This is a genomic window from Halopiger thermotolerans, assembly GCF_054654555.1.
This window is the reverse complement of record NZ_BAAIEU010000003.1, coordinates 302629-327141: the sequence shown is the minus strand read 5'-3', so window position 1 is coordinate 327141 and position 24513 is coordinate 302629. Positions and strand designations below refer to the sequence as shown.

Sequence of the window (24513 nt, the reverse complement as noted above, 5' to 3'; positions counted from 1 at the left end):
GCGGATTCTGTCCACCGATTTATCAGTTCGGTAGCGTCGGCTGCTTGGTACGGCGACGAACCTGTACGACCCAAGTTAGCCGAATGCTCTCGAGCCCCCCACCTATCGTTCGCGGTGCAAAAAACGAGATGCCGTCCAAACGCCGCTCTCGAGGCTACCGCGAGAGCGCGGCGGCAACCGCTTCGATCGGATGCGGCGGATCGTCGCAGCCGTCGTACGCCGATAGCTGGGTCCGGCAGGACGCGCCGGGCGCGACGACCCGGTCGCCGTCGCTCGAGTCGATCTGATCGAACAGGATCTCGCCGATCCGTCGGCTCAGCGAGTAGTGTTCGGCCTCGTAGCCGAACGAGCCGGCCATCCCGCAACAGCCCGAATCGAGGGCGTCGACCTCGTAGCCGACCGCCTCGAGGACCGCCGCCGCGTGGCCGTCCTTCTTGGTGGCCTTCTGGTGGCAGTGGCCGTGGTAGGTCAGGGTCTCTGCGAGGTCGCGGCGGCCCGCCGGCAACTCTGCGGCGAGGTCGAACCGGTCGAGGTACTCGCAGACGCCGTAAGTATTCGCGGCGAGCCGTTCTACGTCGGGTCCCGAGAGTAAGTCCAGATAGTCCGACTGGAACATGACGGCGTCCGAGGGCTCGACGAGGACGACCTCCCAGCCGTCCTCGACGAACGGCGCCAGCGCCTCGACGTTCGTCCGCGCCCGTTTGCGGGAGACGTCGAGGAAGCCCTTCGAGTGGGCCGGCCGGCCCGTCGACGCGACGCCGTCCGGAATCCGGACGTGCACGCTGGCCGTCTCGAGGACCTGCACGGCCGCCTTCCCGGCCCGCGGGTGGTTGTAGTTCGTGTACGTGTCGGGGAACAGCAGCACCTTGCGGTTGGCCTCCTCGAGCGGAATTCGGGAGCCGCCCCGGGATTCGAACCAGTCCTCGAAACTCTCGCTCGCAAAGGTCGGCAGGTCGCGCTCGCGGGCGATGCCGAGGGCTTTCTCGGCGAGCAGGTCGGCGCCGGGAAGCGACGCGGCCCAGTTCGACAGCGGCGCGAGCGCGGCGCCGACGGCGTTCAGTCGGTCGACGTTCGCGAACAGTCGGTCGCGGAGACTCGCACCGTGTTTCCGGTGGGCCGCGTGCTCGACTTCGGCCTTGAGCTTCGCCATGTCGACCTCGCTCGGGCAGTCCCGAGCGCAGCCTTTACAGCCGATACAGAGGTCCAGCACCTCCGCCAGGAACTCCTCGTCGGTGGCGTCGGTCTCGAGGTCGCCGCTCATCGCGGCCCGGAGCATGTTCGCCCGGCCGCGGGTGCTGAGCCCCTCCTCCTCGGCCGCGCGGTAGGTCGGACACATCACGCCGCCGGTGGTCTCCTGCTCGCCGCGGCAGCCGGCGCAGCCGTGGCAGAGTTCGACCATGCCCTGGAAGCCGTTGTCGGTGTCCCACTCGAGGGTCGGCTCGAGCGACGGGTCGAACTCGTAGCCGGGATCGAACCGCAGGTGCTCGGTCATGCTGTGATCGCCGCAGACGGTGCCCGGGTTCAGGAGCCAGTCGGGGTCGAAGGCCGTCTTCAGTTCGCGGAACAGCTCCCAGACGTCGTCGCCGTAGAGTTTGTGATTCCACTGGGTGCGGGCCCGGCCGTCGCCGTGTTCGCCAGAGACCGATCCGCCGTAGCGGACGACGAGGTCGGTCACGTCGTCGGCCAGCGACTCGAAGTCCTCAAGTCCCGCCTCGGTCTTCGTGTTCACGAGCGGCCGCATGTGCATACAGCCCGGGCCGGCGTGGGCGTAGAAGCTCGCGAACGTGTCGTAATCCGCGAGCACCTCGCGGAAGTCGGCGACGTAGTCCGCGAGGTTCTCGGTGGGGACCGCGGTGTCCTCGATGAACGAGATGTGCTTCTCGTCGGACGTTCGCGAGAGCAGAATGGGCGCCGCGCTCTTGCGGAGCTTCCAGAGTTCGGCGATCCCCTCGGGGTCGTGGGCCTCGAGGGCGTCGAAGGCTCGGACCGGCGCTTCGCCGTCGGCGTTGACGGTATCGGGATCCTGATGGGCGTTCTCAGGTAGCCGATCGGCCAGCAGGTCCGCGACCTGCTCGCGCCCGTGGTCGTCGTCTTCGGCGTAGAACTCGACGAGCAGCGCCGTCTCGGTGCCCTCGGGAAGGCGTTCGACGAGGTCGGCGAACTCCTCGGTCTCCCGCGCGAGGTCGAGCAGGACGTCGTCGATCGCCTCGACGGCGGCCGGATCGTGGGTCCGGACGATGGTGTCGACGTCGGCCATCGCCTCGAGCAGGTCGCGGTAGGTCAACAGCGCCACGGACGTCGTCTCGGGGACGGGCTCGAGCGAGACCGTCGCCTCCGTGACGACGCCGAGGGTGCCCTCGCTGCCGGCGAAGACGCGGGCGAGGTTGACGGTCGCGTCGGGATCGGGCGCGGACTCGCCGTCGATCTCGATCGATCCCTCCCGGCTCTCGTCGAAGGCGTCCGGCTGACCGTACGCTTCGGCGACCAGCCGATCGAGGTTGTAACCGGAGACGTTGCGCTTTAGCTGCGGGAAGGCGTCGGCGACCGCCTCGGACTCCTCGTCGACGACGCGGGCCAGTGCCGCGTAGATCCGCTCGAGGAGGTCGCCGTCCGGATCGGCTCGCTCGCGGAGTTCGCGGACGGTCACTTCGCCGAAGTGCGCGACGGAGCCGTCGGCGAGGACGACCTCGCAGGCCTCGACGTACGCGTCGGTTTTCCCGTACTGCAGGGAGTGAGCGCCCGTGGAGTTGTTGCCGATCGCGCCCCCGACGGTGCTGCGATCGCCGGCGGCGGGATCCGGCGCGAACTTCAGTCCGTGAGGCTCGAGGTCGTCGTTGAGGTCGGCCAGCACCGCGCCCGCCTCGACGGTCGCCCGCCGGTCGTCGGGCTCGACCTCGAGCACGTCGCCCATGTGCGCCGTGAAATCGAGCACGACGGCCTCGTTGACCGCCTGGCCGGCGAGGCTGGTGCCGCCGCCGCGGGGGAGCACGGGGATTCCCTCGTCGGCGCAGTAGGCGACGACGCTCGCGACGTCGGCCGTCGACCGCGGTAAGACGACGCCGACGGGCGTCTGCTCGTAGGCGCTGGCGTCGGTCGCGTACAGTTGCCGGGAGTAGTCGTCGAACCGGACCTCGCCGTCGACGCGCTCGCGCAGCGCCGCGACGAGGTCGGGGCGGTCGATCTCCCCGCCGACGTAGTCGTAGTCGGCTCGCGGATCCGCCGCCGGATCGTCGGTCCGCGGATCGGCGGGTGGACCGAAGTCGGTCCCGTCGGGCGTCGACGTCCGATCACCGTGGTCGGCCGTCGACCTCCGGTCACCGCGGTCGGACGTCGAGTCCGGGTATTCCGTAGCCATCGTGACTCGTCAGTTCGACTCCGGTCGGTAGACGACGTTCTCGAGCGCCTCGCCCTCGTCGGCTTCCAGCGCGGCCACGTTGGTCGCGACGATGTCGGCCAGCCGGTCCCAGTGTTTCGGCGTGTGACCGCCGGTGTGGGGCGTGAGCAGACAGTTCTCGAGATCCCAGAGCTCGTGGTCGTTGGGCAGCGGTTCGGGATCGGTGACGTCCAGCGCCGCCCCGCGGATCCCCTCGAACTGCAGCGCCTCGACGAGTGCGTCGGTGTCGACGATGCCGCCGCGGGCCGCGTTGACGAGCACGGCGTTCGGCGGCAGCGTGGCCAGTGCGTCCTCGTCGACGAGCCCGCGCGTGAGATCGTTCAGCGGACAGGCGAGAACGACGTAGTCGCTGCGGGAAAACGCCTCGTGGATGTCGTCCTCGTCGAACCCGAGCACCTCGTCCGTGGGTCCGCCCTTCTCGGGGGTGTACCGGATGCCGATCGTCTCCACCTCGAACCCCTCGAGGCGCTGGACGACCGCCTGGCCGATGGAGCCGAGGCCGACGACCGTGACGGTGCTGTCGGTGAACTCGTGGGACTGGAAGTGGCGCCACTCACCGTTTTGCTTGCGCCGCCATCCCTCGTGGAGGTTCCGCGCGAAGACGAGCATGTTGGCGATCGTCTGCTCGGCGATGCCGGGCGCGTGGATCCCGCCCGCGTTCGTCACGGCGACCTCGTGCTCGGCCAGCGCGTCCATCGGGACGTGGTCGGTGCCGGCGAACGTGCAGGCGAACAGCTCGAGTCGGTCCGCGTCCTCGAGCAGCGCCTCGTCGATCGTGATCCCGGTGACGACCCGCGCCTGCGGGACGAGCTCGCGTTCTTCCTTCGGCGTACGCGCGAGCGCGACGGTGTGATCGGGCAACCGCTCTCGGAGGGTCTCCGCGTACGATTCCATCGACAGCCCTTCCGTCCCCTCGCGGAGGACGACGACGTCTGGATTCGTGTGCATGGTGATCTGCGTCTCGCGACGCGTTACCCCTACGGTTGTCACGGGTTCTCTTATCCTTTTTGTGTAGTCGTCGTCAACACAGATTGTGTATAATTAAGTCCCCGGGGCGCGTCAGTGACTCGCATGGACTCACCCGTACGCGACCGCCTTGGAAGCCTCCGACGGAGCCTGCACCGCCACCCCGAACCCGCGTGGCGCGAGTTCTACACGACCGCGCGCCTCGTCGAGGAGATCCGGGCTATCGGGGTCGACGAACTGGCCGTCGGCCCCGACGCCTACGACCCCGCGGATCGGATGGCCGTCCCCGACGACGAGGAGATCGAACCGTGGATCGAACGCGCACGCGAGCGCGGCGCGGACGAGGCCCTCTTAGAGCGGATGAGCGGCGGCAACACCGGCGCCGTCGCCGTCCTCGAGCGGGGCGACGGTCCCGCGGTCGGCCTCCGGGTCGACATCGACGGGCTGTTCATCGAGGAGTCGACCGACGACCACCACGCCCCCGCGAGCGAAGGGTTCCGCTCGGAGATCGACGGGACGATGCACGCCTGCGGCCACGACGCCCACATGACGTGGGGGCTGGCCGTCCTCGAGGCGATCAAGGAGAGCGACTTCGCGGGCCGGCTCGTGGTTTTCTTCCAGCCCGCGGAGGAGGAAAGCGGCGGCGGGCATCCGATGGCCGAAAGCGAGTTCGCCGCCGACCTGGACTACCTGCTCGCCGTCCACGTCGGCCTCGATCACCCGACCGGCGAGGTCGTCGCCGGCATCGAGAAGCCGCTGGCGATGTGCCACGTCGACGTGACGATCGAGGGGACCTCGGCCCACGCCGGGAAGGCGCCCAACGAGGGCGACAACGCGATGCACGCGATGGCGACGGCGATCGAGAACGCCTACGGCATCCCCCGCCACAGCGACGGGATGACCCGCGTCAACGTCGGCCGCGCCGAAGCGGGGACGACGAGCAACGTCATCGCCGAGCGGGCGCAGATGAAGGCCGAGGCCCGCGGCGAGACGACCGAGCTGATGGAGTACATGAAAGACCGCCTCGAGCGGACGATGCAGTCGGCCGCGCGCATGCACGGCTGTCGGGCCGAGTTCGACGTCGTCAGCGAATCCCCGCGGGCCGACAGCGACGCAGAGCTACAGGCCCTCGTGAGCGACGTCGCGAGCGGGGTCGACGGCGTCGACCGCGTCGTCCGGTCGGCCGACTTCGGCGCCAGCGAGGACGCGACCTTCCTGATGGACCGCGTGCAGGAGGAGGGCGGCCTCGCGACCTACCTCATCGTCGGCACCGATCACCCGACGAGCCACCACACGTCGACGTTCGACGTGGACGAGGCCAGCCTCGCCCACGGCGTCGAGGTGCTCGCGGAGACGATCCGGGAACTCGAGCGGCGCCATCCGGTCGCGCGCGAGTCCGCGGCCGTCGAAACATGACCGCGGACCGCGTCACCCTCGCGGACGTCGAAGCAGCCCGCGAGCGCATCGCCGACGTCGTCCACCGCACGCCGCTGGACACCTCACGGACCTTCGCCGAGCTGAGCGGCGCGGCTTCCGTGGGGTTGAAACTCGAGAACGTCCAGCGGACGGGCTCGTTCAAGATCCGCGGCGCGTACAACAAAATGAGCCAGCTCTCCGCAGCGGAACGCGAAGCGGGCGTCATCTCCTCGAGCGCGGGCAACCACGCCCAGGGCGTCGCGCTGGCCGGCCAGTTGCTGGATATCGAGACCACGATCGTCGTCCCCGAGGTCACGCCCGCGGCGAAGATCGAGGCCACCCGCGGCTACGGCGCCGAGGTCGTGGTCGAGGGCGACATCTACGAGCGCTCCTACGAGTACGCCACCGAGCGCGCCGCCGAGACCGGCGAGACGTTCGTTCACCCGTTCGACGACGAGGCGATCGTGGCCGGCCAGGGAACGATCGGGCTCGAGTTGCTCGAGCAGTCCCCCGACCTCGATACCGTCCTCGTCGCGATCGGCGGCGGTGGGCTGATCTCGGGAATCGGAACGGTGCTGAAGGCGTCCGATCCCGATATCCGCGTCGTCGGCGTCCAACCCGAGGGGGCGGCCCACGCGAAACCGTCGCTCGAGGCGGGCGAGATCCGCGAACTCACGGACGTCGACACCGTCGCGGAGGGGATCGCCGACACCCGAATGCTCGAGACCACCTTCGAGATCGCCTGCGAGGTCGTCGACGACGTCGTCGCCGTCAGCGACCGCGAGATCGCGACCGCCGTGGCGCTGCTGGCCGAGCGCGCGAAGACGGTGGCGGAGGGCGCCGGCGCGGCCCCGCTGGCGGCGGCCCTGTCCGACGAGACGGATCTCGAGGGAGAACGGGTCGCCGTCGTGATCTCCGGCGGGAACGTCAACCTCACTGAGCACGCCGAACTGACCCGAACCGGCCTCCACGAACTCGAGCGCTACGTCGAGGCCCGACTGGCCGTCGCGGGCTGGCCGGGAACCGTCGGCGACGTCGCGGACGTCGTGGAAGCCGAAGGCGCGGAACTCGACGTCCTCGAGCGCGCCCGGCGCACCGCGGTCGACGATCCGAACCGAGTACCGGTCACCGTCGGCCTCGAGGGGAGCGGCCCTGACCACCTCGACGGCGTGCTCGAGGAACTGGACGCGCTCGAGGGCGTGTCGGTGCTCGAGCGCTCGCTCGCGTGATCGCACCCGCTGGGAGCGACTCGAATCTCCGGTTACGATTCTGAGCGGTGCTACGTCCGTGTTTCGAGAGAAGGACCAGACCGTTCATTGGGTCGTCCGCCGAATAGTGCCGTATGGTATCACACGGCAATCGGTTGGTCGTACTCGCAGTGATCGGACTGCTACTGGCCGGCACCGCCGGTCCGGTCGCCGCACACGAGACCCAGAGCGTCGACGGCTACGATATCACGTTCGGGGGAGCGGAGGAACCGCTGATCACCGGCGAGCGGATGTGGCTGGAGTTCGAGATCGTCGACAACGAAACCGGCGAGCCGGTTACGGGACAGGCGGATTCGCTGAACGCGGCCGTCCAGATCGAGGGCCATGACCGAGGCGAACTCACCCTCAGCGAAAAGCACGGCGAAGACGGCGTGTACGAGGCACCGGTCGTCTTCACGGAACCCGGGGCGTACGTCGTCCACCTCGAGGGCAGCATCGAAGACGCCGAGGTCCACACCCACTTCGAGAAGGAGGTTCACGATCGCGCCGACCTCGAATACCCGGCGAACGGGTCCCAGACTGCGGACGGCGATAGCGAAACTCAGTCCGCGAATCGGCTGTCGGAAGCCGGCTTCGGCGCTGCAGGCGTTGCCGCCGTCGGAATCGGTCTCGTCGGCGTCGCCGGCGCGACCCTCGTCCGTCGGCGACAGTAACCTGCGGGGCGAGGCGTCCTCTGGAGGGACCGATCACAGCAACCGTTTCACCGCGGGCTCCGGGGCGACGGTTTCGCAGCGGCGGGAAAAGCCGCTCGACCGAATTGCGTCGATCCGGAACGGGTTCCAAGAACGGTATTCGTTTACGCCGGGTCTTCGACGCGATCGTCGCCCGCCTCGAGCCGGCGGGAAACGACGAGCAAAACCGGCGGGCGTTAGTCGGCGACCGTGACGCTCGCACCGACCGCTTCGATCGCCTCACAGAAGATGCCGACCCCGAGTTCGATCTCGCGCTCGCTCGAGTCAAGCGGCGGGAGCAGGCGGATGGTCTTCTTCCCGCAGCCCAGCGTCAACAGGCCCCGCTTCAGGGACTCTTTCACGACGGCGTTGCGCCGTTCCGCGGTGTCGAACTCGACGGCCAGCATCAGCCCCTTGCCGCGGACGTCCTCGACGTAGTCGGGCGCATCGTCGCGCAGGAGTTCTTTGGCCTGCCGGCCGCGCTCGGTCGCGTTCTCGAGCAGGTCGTGTTCCCGGATCGCCTCGAGGGTGAAGGTGCCCATCATCGCGCCGAGGATGTCGCCGCCGCCGAAGGTCGAGCCGAGTCGGTTCTTCTCGTCGGGGAAGACCTCCGACCGGGAGATGGTCGCACCGACGCGCAGCGCCTTTGCAGCGGAGATCACGTCGGGTTCGATCGGATAGTGGTCCGAGGCCCAGATTTCGCCGGTGCGGCCGATCCCCGACTGGATCTCGTCGACGACCAGCGGGATGTCGTACTCCGCGGTGACGTCGGCGACCTCCTGCATGAAGGCCTCGCTGGGGAACCGGTAGCCGCCGACGCCCTGGATCGGCTCGAGGGTGAGGAAGGCGATCTCGTCGGGATCGATGTGGCCGCCCTCCGGCGCGAGCATCGATCGGAGCTGGGAGCCCTCGCCGGCGAAGAACCCGCAGTCGCAGGTGTCGCCGGGCCCGTCGCAGCCCCTGTCGTCGCAGAACGGCACGGTCTCGACGCCGCTGATCTGCGGATAGTGGCGGGTGTAGACCTCCTTGGACTTCGTGATCGAGAGGGTGCCGAGCGTTCGACCGTGGAAGCTCCCGGCGAAGGCGACGCCGTACTTCGCGGGCGCCCGGTAGTCGTTGGTGATCTTCATCGCGTTCTCCATGGCCTCCGCGCCGGAGTTCGAGAGGAAGACCGTGTCCATCCCGTACTGGCTCGAGACTTCGGTGAGCGCCTCCATGAGGTGGCTCGAGCCGGGAACCGACGACTCCTCGGGCGTCGGACCGGCGCCGAAGTACATGTCCTGTCCGGCGATCTTCATCGGTTCGACGAGGTCGAACTCCTCGAGCTTCCCGGTGATCTTCTCGTTGTTGTACCCGAGCGGCGCGGCGCCGATGTGACAGGTGAAATCGAGCAACACGTTGCCGTCGACGTCGGTCACGAACGGGCCGTCGGCCTCGCGGGTGACGTCCCAGACGAATTCGTGGGAGTACTCGCTCGGTGCCGAGTGCGACTGGTGAAAGTCGACCCACCGCTGTGCGTTGGGGCCGGGGAAGGCGTCCACGTTCGGTTCGGCTGTGTCCCTGTTCATACACAGTTTATGTGTACACCGTACATTAAATCTTGTTATGAAGTAACGAAGGGTCGTCCGTTGCAGAAAAACGGTGGAACGTGGCGGCGAGTCGGATTCTCGCCCGGCGAGGGGGCGGGCGAGGCGGTTCAGTCGTCGTCGGACTCAACGGGGCCGCCGGGACCTGCGGGCGGCGATTCGGGTTCCGACGCGCCGCTCGAGCCGACGAGGACGGTCTCGTCCTGAAGGAGCACGCGGCCGTACCGCGAGCCGAAGTCCTTGATCAGAGAGAGCATCGCGAGGAAGCAGACGAAGGCGAAGGGCGTGCCGGTGATGATCGCCGCCTGCTGGAGCGTGTTCGCGCTGCCCGTCCCGCCGAGGATCATCAGGATCGCGGCGGTCATGCCGAGGACGACGCCCCAGAAGATCCGGTTGATGGTCGACGGTCGGGCCTTCCCGCCGGTCGTCATCATGGAGACGGCCAGCGTCGAGGAGTCGGCCGACGTGACGAAGAACGTCGTCACGAGGACCATGAACGCCAGCATGAAGACCGATCCCAGGGGGAACGCCTCGAAGAGGATGAAGCCGGAGACCTCCGCGCCGGCCTCGCCGGCGATGACGGCGCTGAAGTCAGCGACGTTGTTGTGGTGGGCCCAGACGGAGGTGCCGCCGATAAAGGTGAACCACGGGATGGTGGCCGCCGACGTCGCGACGATTCCGGTGAACGCGACCTCGCGGACGGTCCGACCCTTGGAGATGCGGGCGATGAACAGGCCCGCGAAGGGGGACCACGAGAGCGCCCACGCCCAGTAGAAGACGGTCCAGGCGTTCATCCAGTTCGTGGCCTCCGGATTGCCCCCGCCGAAGGCCCCGGCGCCGGTGAAGAGGCTCATGTCGACGAAGTTGGTGAGCATGCCGCCGAAGGCCTGCGTGCCCACGAGCAGGAGGAACAGCGTCGGCCCGACGATGAACGTCGCCAGCATGAGGACCACGAACAGCACCATGTTGAAGTTCGAGAGTCGGCGGATCCCCTTGTCGACCCCCAGCACCATGGAGGTCGTAAACAGCAGCGTCATCATCGTCACGACCAGCAAAATGCCGATGTTGCCCATACTGATCCCCCACTGGTACTCCAGTCCGGTGACGAACTGGCTCCCGATGAATCCCAGCGAGGTCGCCACGCCGCCAATCGTCGCGAAGACGGCGAGGATGTCGACGACTTTGGCCGCCGGGCCGTCGAGGTTCTCCTTCCCGAGGATCGGCGTCAACGCCGAGGAGACCCGCAGCGGGACCGCCTCGTAGTTGTACGCGAAGTAGCCGATCGCGATTCCCATGATCGTAAACACCGCGAGCTGGGGCAGCGCCCAGTGGAACAGCGTCTGCTGGATCGCGATCGGGATCGCTTCGGCCGTCCCGCCCTGGACGTCGAACAGCGGCGAGGGGCTGTCGTAGTAGAACAGCGCCTCGGTCGGCCCCCAGAACACGACGCCCGCCGCGAACCCGGCCGAGTACAGCATCGCGAAAAACGACAGGAAGCTGTACTCCGGCGACTCGTCGCCGAGCCTGATCGAGCCCCACGGCCCGACGATCAGGAACAGCAGGAACACGACGATCAGGAACACGATCAACAGCAGCGCCCAGTTGAACGCGCCCAGCAGCGAATCGTTCAGCGACGAGATCCCGTTCTCGACCGTGCTCGGGCTGACGAAAAACGCCACGATCACGCCCACGGTCAACAGCGCGCCGAACGCGAAGACGATCGGATCGATCTCCTCGAGGAACGTATCGATCGCTCCCTTCTCCGCGTCACTCATCCGGTCTCACCTCCCGGCTCGAGCGACGGATCGCTGACTGGCGATGCCTCCACCTGCCGTCCTCCCTGCCGTGCGATGGCATACCGTGACCATTGACGGCGTATACAATAAGTGTTTCTCACTATCGATGCCAATATACGAATAGCGTGTACCGTACGTTCGCTAGAAACATCGCGATATTCGAAACAGTACGGCGGTCGAGATCGTGAATCGATGTCCATTTCGGGAGAGATACTACATTATGTGGGAGATGTCGGCAACTGCTTCAGAAGAATCTGGAGGTCAGTAATCGATAATACGAGAAGCCGACGCGGCGAACGATCGGAACCGAGCGCGGCGCCGCGATCGACGGGACGACGATCGAAAACGAAATCCGAAGACGACGGCCCGTCGGGCCGTCAGTTCGTCAGCTCCTCGAGGTTCTCGTCGCGAGCCGCGGCGCTCTCGGCGACCCGCTCGGAGAACTCGTCGACCCGGTCTTTGATCTCCTCGCGGGTCGCTTCGGGCGAGAACGCGTCGGACATCGTCAGCAGGCGAACGAACGCGCGGAGTTCCTCGTCGGTGAGCTGGGCGAACTCCTCGTTTTCCAGTTTCTCGATGACCTCGTCAACGTCGATCTGGCCGACCGGTTCCACGTTGAACTCGACGTTGACCATCCGGTAGTTCGACCCGGCGAGGCGCTGTTCGGCCTTGCCGACGCCCTCCGAGAGCATGTCCTTGAACGGCGTGTGATAGCCCATCGTTCCGAGGTGGAGGAAGGCAAGCATGTCGGTGATTCCCTGCGTGTAGGCGTCGCGATCGTCGTCGTCGGGATCGAACACCGTCTCGCGATCGCGCTCCTCCATGTACTCGAACAGAATGCTGAAATCGAGAATCGCGTTGCGAACTCGCCGCCGGATGCGGTTGCGCTTCTGCTTCTTCGAGTGATCTGTGTAATCGGTCTTCCGACCGAGCAGGAAATCGCGATCGGACGGCGTGAGGATCCCCCGCGGTCGATCCGAATCCGCCGCGGTCCGCAGCGACTCCGGTACGTCGTCTTGTCCCATACGTACCACGCAATGCCTCTCGAGAATTAACAGTTCTGTTCACGAGTCGACAGCAAGCTCGACGGTTTGCGTGACGGTGTGGCGCGGCGGAGAGTCGACCCGGCGCTCAAACCGGCCGTTGCGAGAGTTCGATCGCGGTCTCCGCCAGCACCGACGTGCCGATCTGGAGACTCTCCTCGTCGACGTCGAACGTCGGCGTGTGGTGGTTCGTCGGGTGATCGGTCCCGACGAGGACGTAGGATGCGAGGCCGCCGCCGTCCTGCACGCGGTCCATCAGGTAGGTGACGTCCTCGCTGACGCCGAACTCCGTCGTCGGAACGACCCGGTCGACGCCGTCGACCCCGCGGGCGACGTCCGCCACGAGGTCGCGCAACGCGGGGTGGCTGTCCGCCCGCGGCGACTCGCTGATGACCCGCGGGGTGACGTCGCAGTCGTGCATCTCCGCCGCGGCGTAGCAGACCCGCTCGAGTTCCGTCCGCATGTACTCCATGAGGCCGGTCGTCTCGCCGCGGACCTCGGCCTCGACGGTGATCTCCTCGGCGATGACGTTGCTCGCGGTTCCGCCCTCGATGTACCCCACGTTGACCCGGGTCATCCCGTCGCTGTGGCGGGGGATGCCGTAGGCGTTCTGGATCGCCGTCGCCGCCGCCTGCATGGCGTTGCCCCCCTCGTTTGGCGCCTTCCCGGCGTGAGCGCTGGCCCCCTCGAACGTCGCCGTCAGGTGGGCCATCGCCAGCGGCTTCTCGACGCCGGCGACGACCTCGCCGGTCGGGTGATCGAGGCCGACGTGCACGGCGAGCAGGTAGTCGACGTCGTCGAGGTAGCCGCCCTCGGCCATCGCCTTTCCGCCGCCGGAGATCTCCTCGGCCGGCTGGAAGAACACCTTCAGCGTCCCCGAGAAGTCGCTGTCCTGCACGGCCTCGATCGTCCCGAGCGCCATCGCGATGTGGGCGTCGTGACCGCAGGCGTGCATGTACCCGTCGTGTTCCGAGCGGAACCCCTCGGCGGTGGGTCGGTGATCGTCGGCCGACGACTCCGCCATCGAGATCGCGTCGAGGTCGACCCGGAGCCCGACGGTCGGCCCGTCCCCCTGCTCGAGGACGCCGACGACGCCGGTGTGGCCCCCGGCGGTTCGTTCGAGGACGTCCTCGCGAACGCCGGCCTCCCGGGCCCGCTGGCGCCAGGATTCGAGTTCGTCGTCGTCCGGAACGGCCATCCGCGCGTCGGTCGCCAGCGCCTCCCGACCGACGGCGATCTCGTCGACGCCGAGCCGCTCGAGTTCGTCGACGACGCGGGCCGTCGTCTTGAACTCCCGCCACCCGGGTTCGGGATGCCGGTGAAACGCCCGGCGGAGTTCGCGCAACCTGTTTCGCACTTCGTATGCCATCGTTTCCCATTACTAGCGGCGGGACCTACTTAACGATAGTCAATAATCGTATTCGGATTACGCAGGTTCGGTGTAAAATCCGCGAGTCGGTTCGGAGCCGGTCGCGTCCGCCGAGGGTACGGAGCCGCTCGATCGGCGGCGAACGGCGCCGGCGACCCCCGGAGCGACGCTCGGACGGCCTAGCCCAGATACGCCGTCGCGTCCATCTCGACGCGAACGTCCTCGGGCAGCCGCGACACCTCGACGCAGACGCGGGCCGGCGGCTCCTCGCCGAACCGTTCGCCGTAGGCCTCGTTGACCCGTTCGTAGTCCTCGAGGTCGGTCAGGTAGACCGTGACCTTGACGACGTCAGCGAGGCCGTCGCCGCCGGCTTCGTCGACCACCGCGGCGACGTTCTCGAGGACGCGCTCGGTCTGGGCTTCGATGTCGCCCTCGACGGTCTCGCCGGTCTCGGGATCGACGGGACCGTAGCCGGAGACGTAGAGGGTGTCTCCGGCGCGGACGCCCTGGGAGTAGGGGTTGTCGTTGCTCGGTGCGCCGTCGGTTTCGATAGGGGTGGTGTCTGCCATCGGTCCTCGAATCTTAGGCCGTCCGTTTCGCCTCGGCCGTCGCGTGTTCGATCGCCTCGACGACGACGTCCAGCGCCGTCTCGGCCAGGTCGTGGGTGAGCACGAGCGGCGGAAGGAACCGGAGCACGTTGCCGTGGCGGCCGGCCGTCCAGACGAGGACGCCGTGCTCGAAGCAGTACTGCTGGATCTCGTCGACGACATCGCCGTCGGGTTGGCCGTCCGCGTCGACGAACTCGGCGCCGATGAACAGCCCCTTCCCGCGGATGTCGGCCAGCCGCTCCGTCCCGTCGGCGGCCTCGCGAAGGCGGTCCCGGATGTACTCGCCGAGGTCGCGGGCGTGGGCGAGCAGGTCGTGCTCCTGAATGTACTCGATGGCGCGGGTGCCGGCGCGCATGCCGACGACGTGGCCGCGGTAGGTGCCGGCGTGGTCGCCCGAGCCCCACGTGTCGAGTTCCTCCCTGTACATCGTCGCCGAGAGCGGGAAGCCGACGCCGCCCAGCGCCTTCGCGGAGGTCATCGCGTCGGGCGTGACGCCCGCCCAGTCGCTGGCCCACCACTGGCCGGTCCGGCCGAGCCCGCTCTGGATCTCGTCGAAGACGAGCACGACGTCGTTGTCGTCCGCGATGTCGCGCAGCCCCTGCAGGAATCCTTCCGGCGGCGTGACGATCCCGCCTTCGCCCTGAATCGGCTCGACGATGATCCCCGCGGGGTTGGCCAGCCCGCCGTAGGGATCCTCGACGATCGCCTGGACCTCCTCGAGGGCGTGATCGACCGCCTCCTGGGGCGTCTTGTCCTGGCGGAACGGGTGGGGATACGGCGCGTGAACGACGTCCGAGAGCAGCGGCGTGTAGTGGCCCTTGAACTTCTTGTTCGACGTGACGCTCATCGCGCCGGTCGTCGCGCCGTGGTAGGCGCCGCGGAACGCGATGAGCCCGTCGCCGCCGGTGTTGTACTTGGCCAGCTTGATCGAGGCCTCGATCGCGTCGCTGCCCGTCGGCCCGCCGAACACGACGCGGTTGTTGCCCTGCAGGCCGTCGGGAGCGATCTCGTCTAGCTTCTCGATCAGCTCGAGTCGCGCCTCGGTCGGGAAGTCGACGGTGTGGACGAACTTGTCGGCCTGCTCGTGGACGGCCTCGAGCACGTACGGGTTCGCGTGGCCGACGTTGAGCACGCCGATCCCCGCGAAGAGGTCGATGTACGTGTTCCCGTCCGCGTCGCGCACCGTCGCGCCCTTCCCCTCCTCGAACGCGATCGGAATGTCGTTCGGATACGCGACCGCGCTGCTGTCGATTCGCTCCTGTTTCTCGAGCAGCGATCGGGTCTTCGGTCCGGGAACGGAGTCGACGTTCGGTGCATCCTCGAAGTGAAGGTCGTCGATCGGCGGTCCAGCCGTCATACATCACCCCAGGTGAAACAGATATTAATAATTTGTCCACACAATCCATGCAGGCCATCTACAGATACCGGTTACAGAACGGCGGCGATATGAATAACAAATATAATAATTACAACTATATGTTTCCAATAGTATAGTGGTTTCATCCCGGACTTCAGAATAGGAAATCCGGATTTAATCCCCACTATCTACTGCATTTACAGCGAAGCGGATTTGGACTGAAAGAAATTCTATCCGAACCATGACGGATATATTATCTATTATCCCTCGAGCAACCGGATGGGTAACATCTAATACCTGCCTCGGGAACAATGACGTATGCTACACAGTCGCGGACCGCTGCTGACGATCGACGTGGGGTCGAAGACGACGACGGAGGAGGACATCGAATCGATCCATCGGGAGTACATCGGCGGGCGCGGCGTCGGCACGCGACTCGCGCACGAGCGCATCCCGTTCGACGTCGATCCGCTCGCCCCGGCAAATCGACTCTACTTCACCACCGGGCCGATGCAGGCCTCGCGGATGAGTTTCACCGGCCGGATGAACTGCACCGGCGTCTCGCCGCTGACCGACGGCCTCCTCTCGAGCAACGCCGGCGGCTTCATGTCCCGAAACTTCGCCGATACCGGCTACGGCGCCGTCGAACTCGTCGGCGCGAGCGACGACCTGCTCGTCGTCCACGTCCGCGACGACGGCGTCGAGTTCGAACCCGTTCCGGAACTCGAGGACGCGACGGTCCCCGAGACGACGGCCTATCTCGAGGACGAACGCGGAATCTCGGCGGACCAGACCGCCGTCATCGGGCCGGCCGGCGAGCGGACCGTGCGGTTCGCGTCGATCATGACCTCCGAGGAGCGCGCGTTCGGCCGAGGCGGCCTCGGCGCGGTGCTCGGCTCGAAGAACGTCAAGGCGGTCACCTTCGGCGGCGATTCGGCCCCCGAGATCGAGATTCCGGCGGCGCAGAACGAGATCCACCGCGAGGCGGCGACCGACGACCACATCATGAAGCGCCAGGGGACGGTCGCGGTGATGGATCTGGCCAACGAGATGGAGGGACTCCCCTCCTACTACTTCTCCGAGCGGCAGTTCGAGGGCGTCGAGGGGATCAACGGCGCCGCCGTCGAGGAGAAGAAGTACAAGAAGGGGACCTGCTCGGCCTGCGCGTTCGCCTGCAAACTCCCGACCAGAGACGAAGAGCGGGGCGTCGAAACGGAAGGCCCCGAGTTCGAGGTCGCGATGGCGTTCGGCTCCAACTCCGGCGTCGACGACATCGTCGAGGTGATGAAATCCAACGAGCTGTGCGACAGGTACGGGCTCGACGCGATTTCGGCCGGCAACACGGTCGCGGCCTACCTCGCTGCTGAGGACGCGTTCGGCGACGTCGACCTGATCCACGACCTCGTCGAGAAGATCGCTCACCGCGAGGGGATCGGGGACACGCTCGCGGAGGGGATCGACCGCGCTCACGACGAGCTCGGCGTCGAGAACTGGACGGTCAAGGGGATGGACTTCGCCGCCCACGAGGGGCGCGTCCTCCACGGACAGGGGCTGTCCTACGCCGTCGCGAATCGGGGCGCCGACCACATGTACTCGGTCTTCTACTCCGTCGAGTACCCGCTCGTCCCCGAGGAGGACGCCCTCGAGCCGACGGGGACCGTCGGCAAGGCGGAGCGACTCGCGAAGCGCGAGAACCAGATGGCGCTCAACGACTCCGGCGTCGTCTGTAAGTTCTCGCGGGATTACATGAGCCCCGAGCGCTACGAGGCCCTGTTCGGCGCCGACTTCGAGGAGCTGCTGGCGGTCGGCGATCGGATCGTCACCCTCGAACGCCACTTCAACAACCAGCGCGGCTTCGACGCCGCCGACGACGACCTCCCCTACGACATCCCCGATTTCGAGGCGGCGCTCGAGGAGTACTACGACGTCCGCGGCTGGGAGGACGGGGTCGTTCCCGACGACGCGGTCCCCTACGCCGACGTCGCAACCGGCGTCGACGCGTGACGCTACCGGCAGCCGCTTCGCGTGCGACCAGGGTGGGCAGAACGCGGTTGCACGGGCGTTCGTCTCCCGGAACTGCTGAGACGTGCTGCTAGTGAGCGCGAATGAGTTCGTCCTCTCAAGCGGACACGGACTCGGTCGTTCGCGTTCGCGTCCGTCAGCAAGAGGGCATCTCCGGCGGTTATAAGAGCGCTACTTCGTTCACGCGCTCGTCGCCTCGAGGACGTCCTCGACGGTCATCTCCTCGCCGTCGAGTTCGACCCACATCGCGTCCGACTGGTCGATGTCGATCGACGTGACGGGACCTCGGACGCGGAACGCGTCGCCGTGGCCGCCGCCGGTAACGCCGCCGGCGCGGATCGTGCCGTCGTCCGCTTCTTCGATGAAGTCCTCCGCGGCGTACGTTCCGCCTTCGATCCGTCCGCCGGAGGGACTCTCGTACGGCGCTTCCGCGAACTCGACGGGGCCGTCGGCCGCAAACTCGTAGCCGGCGAACCGCGCGTCGGGTTCGGTGACGAACGCGAGCAGCCGTTCCGCCGGTTCGGTTTCGTCCGTACCCTCACTGCTATCGGTATCACTGCCGTCGCTGCCGCCGCCCGACGCGGCTTCCTCGGCCGAGAGCGGCACGCCCTCGACTTCCTCGGGGGAGGTACGCTGCGGCGCGCCCGCGGACGAACCGTCGATCGAACCCGAGTGGACCACGTCCGTCTCGTAGCGGACGTTCTCGAGGCGCGGCCGGGCGTCGTCCTGCCACTGACCGTCGCCGACGCGGACATCCCCGAGATCCGAGTCGGAGAAGTCGCAGTTCACGGCTTTTGGCGCGTTGTAGAACGCCCAGAACCCGCAGTCGGAGCCGACGGAGACGCAGTTCTCGACGCGGCTGCCGTCCGTGCCCACGCGGAACGAGGAGGAGACGCAGTTGGCCGCGTAGCTGTTCGTGATGATCACGTCGCCGCCACCCCCGGCGCCGAGACTGTGCTGGGGCAGGTCGCCCGGCGAGCTACCGTAGATCGCGTTGTCAGGCAAGTCCTGGATGTTGACGTTGTTGATCCGAATCGTGCCGCTGTGGTCGTTCGCCACGTAAATCCCGGTGGGGCCGTTCGGATACGTGTCGCCGGTGGCGCCGTCGGCGAAGTAGTAGTTGTCGACGACGCCGTCGCCGCTGACGACGAACGGCTCGGCTTTCTGCGTCTCGTCCCAGTTCCCCCGAATCCCGAGGTTGCGAACTTCCCAGCCCGATCCTTGCGCCGAGATCTGGAACGTCGCGTTCCGCGCCGAAATGTCGATCAGCGTGTTCTCGAGCGTGTCCCCGTCGCCGAGCGCGATCGTGTGCGTCTCTCCGGCGGGGACCTCGATGACGTCGTAGTCCTCGCCGGCGGCCGCCGCCGAGCCGGCGCCGGTGAGAGCGAGCGCGACCGCGCTTGCGGCCGCTTTCAGGTAGGAGCGACGACCGACTAGCGTCCGTTCGTCCGGTTTCGAACGAGTCTCCTCGGTAGTAGTCATCGACGCTCTCTACCGACCGTTCACGGAAGCGTGACTCTCTTTATCTGATTAGTCTTTATCCGATACGCTCTCGTTTGAACGATTGTATCGGGCTGCAGACATTCACGCTCTGATTTCGAGAGCGATCGCCGACGCTCTCGTCACTCGCCGAAACCGTACCTACACCACACTCCGCCAACGGGACGGGCATCCCCTCGAAGTCGGAGCCGATACGGCGGACGATCGAACGCCGGTTCGCACACCGACCTCGATAAACTCAATACGTCCGTTGGAGCCGAAAGTGGTATTTCTCTCCTACTAACATATTTCATTGGCACATAAGATTGTAGTTAAGGTGCAAGATAATCTGAAGGCGTTCGTTCGATATATCGGCATTTATCTATTCTACCGAACGATCAAATTACTCCTGTCTTCGCTTAGATCCGTGAGAATGCAATATAGCGTCGGGAGATCGTTCGCTAATAATTCAAATAAAACATACATATTATCGCGCAGGAATCGGAATCGAAAAATCGTCATCTCGTCCGTCACTCCGCGAAACTAGCTCTGAAGGGGACGAAATCGCCTCTTATCGTATTATACCGTGAAGATAGCAACTCGGTTATATCTCTGAACTACCACATCCGTATTGATAGAATTAAGAAATACTATCTCTGCCGGAAGCCAGAAAAACACGTTACAGACACCCGTCAGTTACAGGACCGGGCAGGTTCGACCGAGTACGCGTCACCGGTACCGGGTCGTTCCGGCCGGGGCGGACGAGGCGCCCTCGAGGTCGACGGTGAGCGGCGAGGCTCAATGCAAGTCGGGGAGGTACTCGGCGTTGGCGGCGAGTAGGTCGTCGACCAGTTCGTCGATCGCCTCGAGATCGAGCGCGGCCGCCGTCAACGGATCGAGTTTGACGGCCCGGCGCAGCGCGGTTTCGTCCCGCTCGAGAATCGCCTCGACGGCGAGTTCCTGGACGGCGATGTTCGAGCGGTTCAGCGCCGCGAGTTGCGGCGGGAGGTCGCCGACGGCGCAGGGACGGACGCCTCGCCCGTCGACCAGACACGGCACTTCGACGCAGGCGTCGGCCGGGAGGTTGGCGATCGCGCCGGTGTCGTTTCGGACGTTGAGGTTCATGCGGCGAGGGTCGTCGGTCTCGATCGAATGGATGAGCCGAGAGCCGTAGTCGGCGGAGCGCTCGAGGGCGACGTCGTCCTCGGTGACCTCGAAGTCGTCTTCCTCCTCGAGGGCCGGCTGGTAGGACCGCCAGTGCTCGAGGTACCGCCCGGTCGGCATCCACTCGACGGTGTAGTGGCCGAAGTCTTCGTCGGGCGTCAGATCGTCGATGACGTCCTGATCCGTCCGGAAGTAGGGGAGGTACTCGCTCAGGTGGTGGCTCGATTCGGTGATGAACGCGCCGAAGTGGTCCATCACGTCGAATCGGACTGGATCCTGCGCGTATACGTCGGGATCGGACGCGGCCTCGCGGAGCGCCGGATAGCAGTCCTCGCCGTCGCGCTCCAGTTCGAGGTACCACGCCATGTGGTTGATGCCGGCGACCCAGTGCTCGAGTTCGTCGCGCGGGACGTCGAGGTAGCGAGCGAGCGCGTCGGTCGTGTGCTGGACGCTGTGACAGAGGCCGACGACATCGACGTCGGTCGCCTCGTCGACCGCCCAGCAGAGCATCGCCATCGGATTCGTGTAGTTCAACAGGAGCGCGTCGGGACACAACTTCTCCATATCGCGGGCGATGTCCAGCACCGTCGGGGCGGTCCGCAGCGCGCGGAAGACGCCGCCGGGACCGAGCGTGTCGCCGACGGCTTGCTTCACGCCGTACGCCTCGGGGATGCGGATCTCGTTCTCGAACGGTTCCTCGCCGCCGACGTTGATCATGTTGAGGACGTAGTCGGCCCCCTCGAGCGCCTCCTGACGATCCGTCGTGGTTCGGATTTCGCCCGAAAGGTCGTGGTGGGCGACGACCGCCTCGCCGACCTCGGCGGTCCGCTCGAGGCGGTCCGGGTCGACGTCCATCAGCGTGATCGTGCTGTCCTGCAGGCGGTCGAACGAGTAGATGTCCGTCAGCAGGTTCGTCGCGAAGACGACGCTCCCGGCGCCGATGAAGGTGATGTTCGTCATCGATAGTCCTCGAGTGCAGTAATACGGGGTCGGTGCTCCGAACGTGCGCGTCGAGAAATCGTCCGGGCACGGTTCGGGAGCGTGCGGGCGGTGTCAGTTGGTCGTCGACGCTGTCGACAGTGCTGAACCGGCATGACTCAACGAGGATTCTTGTCAGTGATAAACCTCACGACAATTGCTCCCATAGAGCAAACCGGCTGGATAGCCGGTATCTTCCCCGAAAGAAATCGTCAGTCAGCGACCGTCGCGTTCGCGTCTGCTCGCGTTCGATCGACTACAGTGTCACTCGCGCAGCACCGACACGTCGAAGACGGGCTTGCAGGTCCCGCCCTCGAGGAACGTCTCGAACGCGTCGTCGGCCTCGAGCAGGCTAAAGCGGTCGTCGATGAACGTCTCGGCGTCGACGTCGCCCGTGTCGATCAGGCGCAGCGCGTTCTCGAAGTCCTCGTACATCGAGGCGTAGGAACACTGCAGGTCGATCTCCGAGCGGACGAGCGGCGAGTAGGGCATCGTCGTCTCACCGGTCTGGCCGACGAGGACGATCTGGCCGCCCTTCCGGACCTCGTCGACGGCCGACGGCAGCCCCGACGGGTGGCCCGTCGTGTCGAAGACGACGTCGTAGCCGATGCCATCGGTCAGTTCGTCGCGGACGGCGTCGGGATCGTCGTCGGCCACGTTGATCGTCTCGAAGCCGAGTTCTTCGGCGAGCGGGAGGCGGTAGTCGGCGTCCTGACCGACGCCGCTGACGACGACCTCGGCACCCTGCGCGCGGGCGACCTGGGCGGTGAGGAGTCCGATCGGACCGGGGCCCTCGACGAGAACTCGCGTCCCGGCCCGGACGCGGGAGTTCTGGATGACGGCGCGAGCACCGATGCTGGTCGGTTCGACCATCGCCGCGTGTTGCTGTTCGACGCCGTCGGGGACGGGGTGGAGCGCGTCCTCGGGGACGGCGATATAGGGCTCGTAGGCACCGTTGTGGTCGACGCCCGTGATGACCGCGTTCTGACAGACGTTCGATTCGCCGATCTCGCACTGGTAGCAGTCGCCGCAGCCGCGGATCGGCCGTTCGACGACTCGGTCGCCGACCGAGAACTTCGTCACGGCGTCGCCGACCTCGACGACGCGACCCGAGTACTCGTGGCCGATGACCGTCGGCAGGTTCATCCGTTCGAACGCCGACTCGAACTCGTAGATGCCCGCGTCGCTGCCACACAGACCCGCGTAGTCGACTTCGATCAGCGCCTCGTCCGGTTCGGGTGTCGGTCGCTCCCGGTCGACGAGTTGCATCGCTCCGTGCTCTCTTGCAGTCTTGGCTAGTCCTCGCATGCTACTGGATCGTTCGTTCACGATTATAATTCTGTGGGGTTGCGATCGACGGACCGAGATCGACCGCCACCGCCGCCTTCGACACCGGCGGCAACGCGTCCCCGTCGCAAACGCGGCCCGCCTCGAAATGTCACGGCCGGCCGAAGTTCGCCGTTGTTCGCGTCTCGAGGACCGAACGCGCTGGCCAGCGTCGCTGCCGTTCGATCGTCACCGGCTGGACCGTTCGCATTCTGTGTTATATTTTATGTGAATCGGGGCACTTATACTACCCTATCAGAAATGAACGTGCGGATGGCTGACGCACAGATCACAGTCCATACTGCAGCGACTATCGACGAGATCGCGCCCGAGATCCACGGCCACTTCGCCGAACATCTGGGGCGGTGTATCTACGGCGGCATCTGGCACGCCGACAGCGCTGACGAGGACGGCTTCCGCGAGGACACCGTCTCTCTCCTCGAGGACCTCGAGTTGCCGGTGCTGCGGTGGCCGGGCGGCTGTTTCGCCGACGACTACCACTGGGAAGACGGCGTCGGGCCGCAAGAGGAGCGCCCGCGCCGCCGGAACCTCTTCTGGGCGCAGGGCCCCGAGGAGAAGCCCGAAGAACCCAATTCCTTCGGCACCGACGAGTTCCTCGAGCTCTGCGAGCGCATTGGGACCGAGCCCTATCTGGCGGCGAACGTCGGCTCGGGGAGTCCCCAGGAAGCGGCCAACTGGGTCGAATACTGCAACTACGACGGCGACACGGAACTGGCGGATCGGCGCCGGGAGAACGGTCGCGAGGAGCCCTACGGCGTCAAGTACTGGGGCCTGGGCAACGAGAACTGGGGCTGTGGCGGCCAGATGAGTCCCGAGCAGTACGCCCGCGAGTACCGCCGATACGCCACCTACGTCGGCACCCAATCGAACCTGATGTTCGATCACGACCTCGAGTTGATCGCCTGTGGGTTCGAGGGTCACGAGTGGAACCGGCGGTTTTTGGAGGAGATCAACGAGTCGCCGTGGGGCGCGGAGTTCCCGCTGGACCACCTCACCTTGCACCACTACTACGGCCGCGGGACGAACGTCGCCGAGGCCGACGACGAGAAGTACGACCGCATGCTCGCCGACGCCCTCGAGATGGAACGGCACATCGAGCGGATGGCCGGGGCGATCAACGCGGTCGCGACCACCCGCGACATCGGCGTCATCATCGACGAGTGGGGCACCTGGCACCCCGAAGCCACCGCCGACAACGGCCTCGAGCAGGAGGGGACGGTGTTCGACGCGCTCTCGGCGGCCGCAGTGCTTGACATCTTCAACAACAACAGCGACGTGGTGACGATGACTAACATCGCCCAGACGGTCAACGTCCTCCAGTGTCTCGTCGAGACCGACGAGGACGACGCCTGGGCCCGCCCCACCTACCGCGTCTTCGACCTCTACGCGCCGCACAAGGGCAACGAGGCCGTCCGCACCTCCGTCGACACGCCCACCCGCGAGGTCGTCGACGACGAATCCGACCGCGAGCTCCCGCTAGTCGGCGCCTCCGCCTCCGTCGGCGACGACGCCACCTACGTCACCCTCACCAACCTCGACTGCCGCAGCGAACAGACCATCGAGCTCTCCCTCGAGGGAACCGAGCTGAATGAAGGGGATATCGCCGGCGAAATCCTGTTTGCGGGCCAGGAACCCGATTATGCGGTGACCAAGCACAACGCCGACGAGTTCGCCGCCGACGAGCTCGCGGTCCCGGCGGACGGCTCCGCCATCGAAGTTGAGCTTCCCCCCGCCACCGTCGCCGCCGTCTCGATCGAATAACGCCACCGATCGGTCGCTCTTTTCTGACCGTTTTCCCGGAGTTCAGGCCCGAATCTCACCCGTTTGTGATGACGGGATGCCGTCGGATCGACCGACCGCCTTCCGACGGTAGCTCGGAAGCGGTGTCGGTGACTGACGAGAGCGCGACCGACAGCGCACTGGCGTCGAATCGATATTGCAGCATTCCGCTGCGCAGTCGGCCCCGCTACCCTGTCGCTCTCGATTCGAACGTCCGTACTGTCGAAGCGACGCTGCAGCCGTCTCGATTCGTGGTCTCGGGCTCCGTTT

At 66.3% G+C, this 24513-nt stretch carries 16 protein-coding genes; 5 read left to right on the top strand and 11 right to left on the bottom strand.

The genetic code is table 11. The annotated features are described in order from the left end of the window. Positions 1–154 precede the first annotated feature (154 nt). Positions 155–3355, bottom strand: coding sequence for an FAD-binding and (Fe-S)-binding domain-containing protein (locus tag ACYQ26_RS06745; protein WP_459808103.1), 3201 nt, complete (start codon positions 3353–3355; stop codon positions 155–157). 9 nt (positions 3356–3364) lie between these two features. Next, a complete protein-coding gene (locus ACYQ26_RS06740) occupies positions 3365–4342 on the bottom strand; it encodes an NAD(P)-dependent oxidoreductase (RefSeq protein ID WP_459808102.1) in 978 nt (325 codons plus the stop codon). 123 nt (positions 4343–4465) lie between these two features. On the opposite strand from ACYQ26_RS06740, the gene ACYQ26_RS06735 reads away from it, so the two are divergent. The 3 genes from ACYQ26_RS06735 to ACYQ26_RS06725 all read left to right on the top strand — a co-directional run bounded on the left by ACYQ26_RS06735 (position 4466) and on the right by ACYQ26_RS06725 (position 7697). After that, complete coding sequence (locus ACYQ26_RS06735) at positions 4466–5776, top strand: amidohydrolase (RefSeq protein ID WP_459808101.1); 1311 nt, start codon at positions 4466–4468, stop codon at positions 5774–5776. Further along, positions 5773–7005: a threonine ammonia-lyase gene (ilvA, locus tag ACYQ26_RS06730; RefSeq protein ID WP_459808100.1), complete on the top strand. Its 1233-nt coding sequence runs from the start codon at positions 5773–5775 to the stop codon at positions 7003–7005. Before ACYQ26_RS06735 ends, ilvA begins: the two co-directional genes overlap by 4 nt. Positions 7006–7118: 113 nt before the next feature. Beyond that, positions 7119–7697, top strand: a complete 579-nt coding sequence (locus ACYQ26_RS06725; protein WP_459808099.1) for a FixH family protein — start codon at positions 7119–7121, stop codon at positions 7695–7697. A gap of 215 nt (positions 7698–7912) precedes the next feature. Here ACYQ26_RS06725 and ACYQ26_RS06720 read toward each other — a convergent pair whose 3' ends face one another. The 6 genes from ACYQ26_RS06720 to ACYQ26_RS06695 form a co-directional block, all read right to left on the bottom strand. After that, positions 7913–9283, bottom strand: coding sequence for an aminotransferase class III-fold pyridoxal phosphate-dependent enzyme (locus ACYQ26_RS06720; RefSeq protein WP_459808098.1), 1371 nt, complete (start codon positions 9281–9283; stop codon positions 7913–7915). A gap of 128 nt (positions 9284–9411) precedes the next feature. Further along, complete coding sequence (locus tag ACYQ26_RS06715) at positions 9412–11076, bottom strand: BCCT family transporter (RefSeq protein WP_459808097.1); 1665 nt, start codon at positions 11074–11076, stop codon at positions 9412–9414. Positions 11077–11474: 398 nt separating this feature from the next. Further along, positions 11475–12122 (bottom strand): DUF8102 family protein, encoded by a 648-nt coding sequence (locus ACYQ26_RS06710; RefSeq protein ID WP_459808096.1) that lies wholly within the window; start codon positions 12120–12122, stop codon positions 11475–11477. Positions 12123–12228: 106 nt separating this feature from the next. Next, positions 12229–13509: an amidohydrolase gene (locus ACYQ26_RS06705; RefSeq protein ID WP_459808095.1), complete on the bottom strand. Its 1281-nt coding sequence runs from the start codon at positions 13507–13509 to the stop codon at positions 12229–12231. A 179-nt stretch (positions 13510–13688) separates the two neighbouring features. Continuing rightward, a complete protein-coding gene (locus ACYQ26_RS06700; RefSeq protein WP_459808094.1) occupies positions 13689–14078 on the bottom strand; it encodes a Rid family detoxifying hydrolase in 390 nt (129 codons plus the stop codon). Between the two features lie 13 nt (positions 14079–14091). Further along, on the bottom strand, positions 14092–15474 hold the full coding sequence (locus ACYQ26_RS06695; protein ID WP_459808093.1) for an aspartate aminotransferase family protein: 1383 nt from the start codon (positions 15472–15474) through the stop codon (positions 14092–14094). A gap of 318 nt (positions 15475–15792) precedes the next feature. Between ACYQ26_RS06695 and ACYQ26_RS06690 the strand changes: the two genes are divergently transcribed. After that, complete coding sequence (locus ACYQ26_RS06690; RefSeq protein WP_459808092.1) at positions 15793–17478, top strand: aldehyde ferredoxin oxidoreductase family protein; 1686 nt, start codon at positions 15793–15795, stop codon at positions 17476–17478. Between the two features lie 198 nt (positions 17479–17676). Here the strand turns inward: ACYQ26_RS06690 and ACYQ26_RS06685 are convergent, their stop codons facing one another. From ACYQ26_RS06685 to ACYQ26_RS06675, 3 genes are all read right to left on the bottom strand, one after another. After that, positions 17677–18978: a right-handed parallel beta-helix repeat-containing protein gene (locus ACYQ26_RS06685; protein WP_459808091.1), complete on the bottom strand. Its 1302-nt coding sequence runs from the start codon at positions 18976–18978 to the stop codon at positions 17677–17679. Positions 18979–19773: 795 nt separating this feature from the next. Further along, complete coding sequence (gene melA / locus ACYQ26_RS06680) at positions 19774–21099, bottom strand: alpha-galactosidase (RefSeq protein ID WP_459808089.1); 1326 nt, start codon at positions 21097–21099, stop codon at positions 19774–19776. 282 nt (positions 21100–21381) lie between these two features. Further along, positions 21382–22425: a zinc-dependent alcohol dehydrogenase gene (locus tag ACYQ26_RS06675; protein WP_459808088.1), complete on the bottom strand. Its 1044-nt coding sequence runs from the start codon at positions 22423–22425 to the stop codon at positions 21382–21384. Positions 22426–22716: 291 nt separating this feature from the next. On the opposite strand from ACYQ26_RS06675, the gene ACYQ26_RS06670 reads away from it, so the two are divergent. Further along, complete coding sequence (locus ACYQ26_RS06670) at positions 22717–24225, top strand: alpha-N-arabinofuranosidase (RefSeq protein WP_459808087.1); 1509 nt, start codon at positions 22717–22719, stop codon at positions 24223–24225. Positions 24226–24513: the final 288 nt, after the last annotated feature.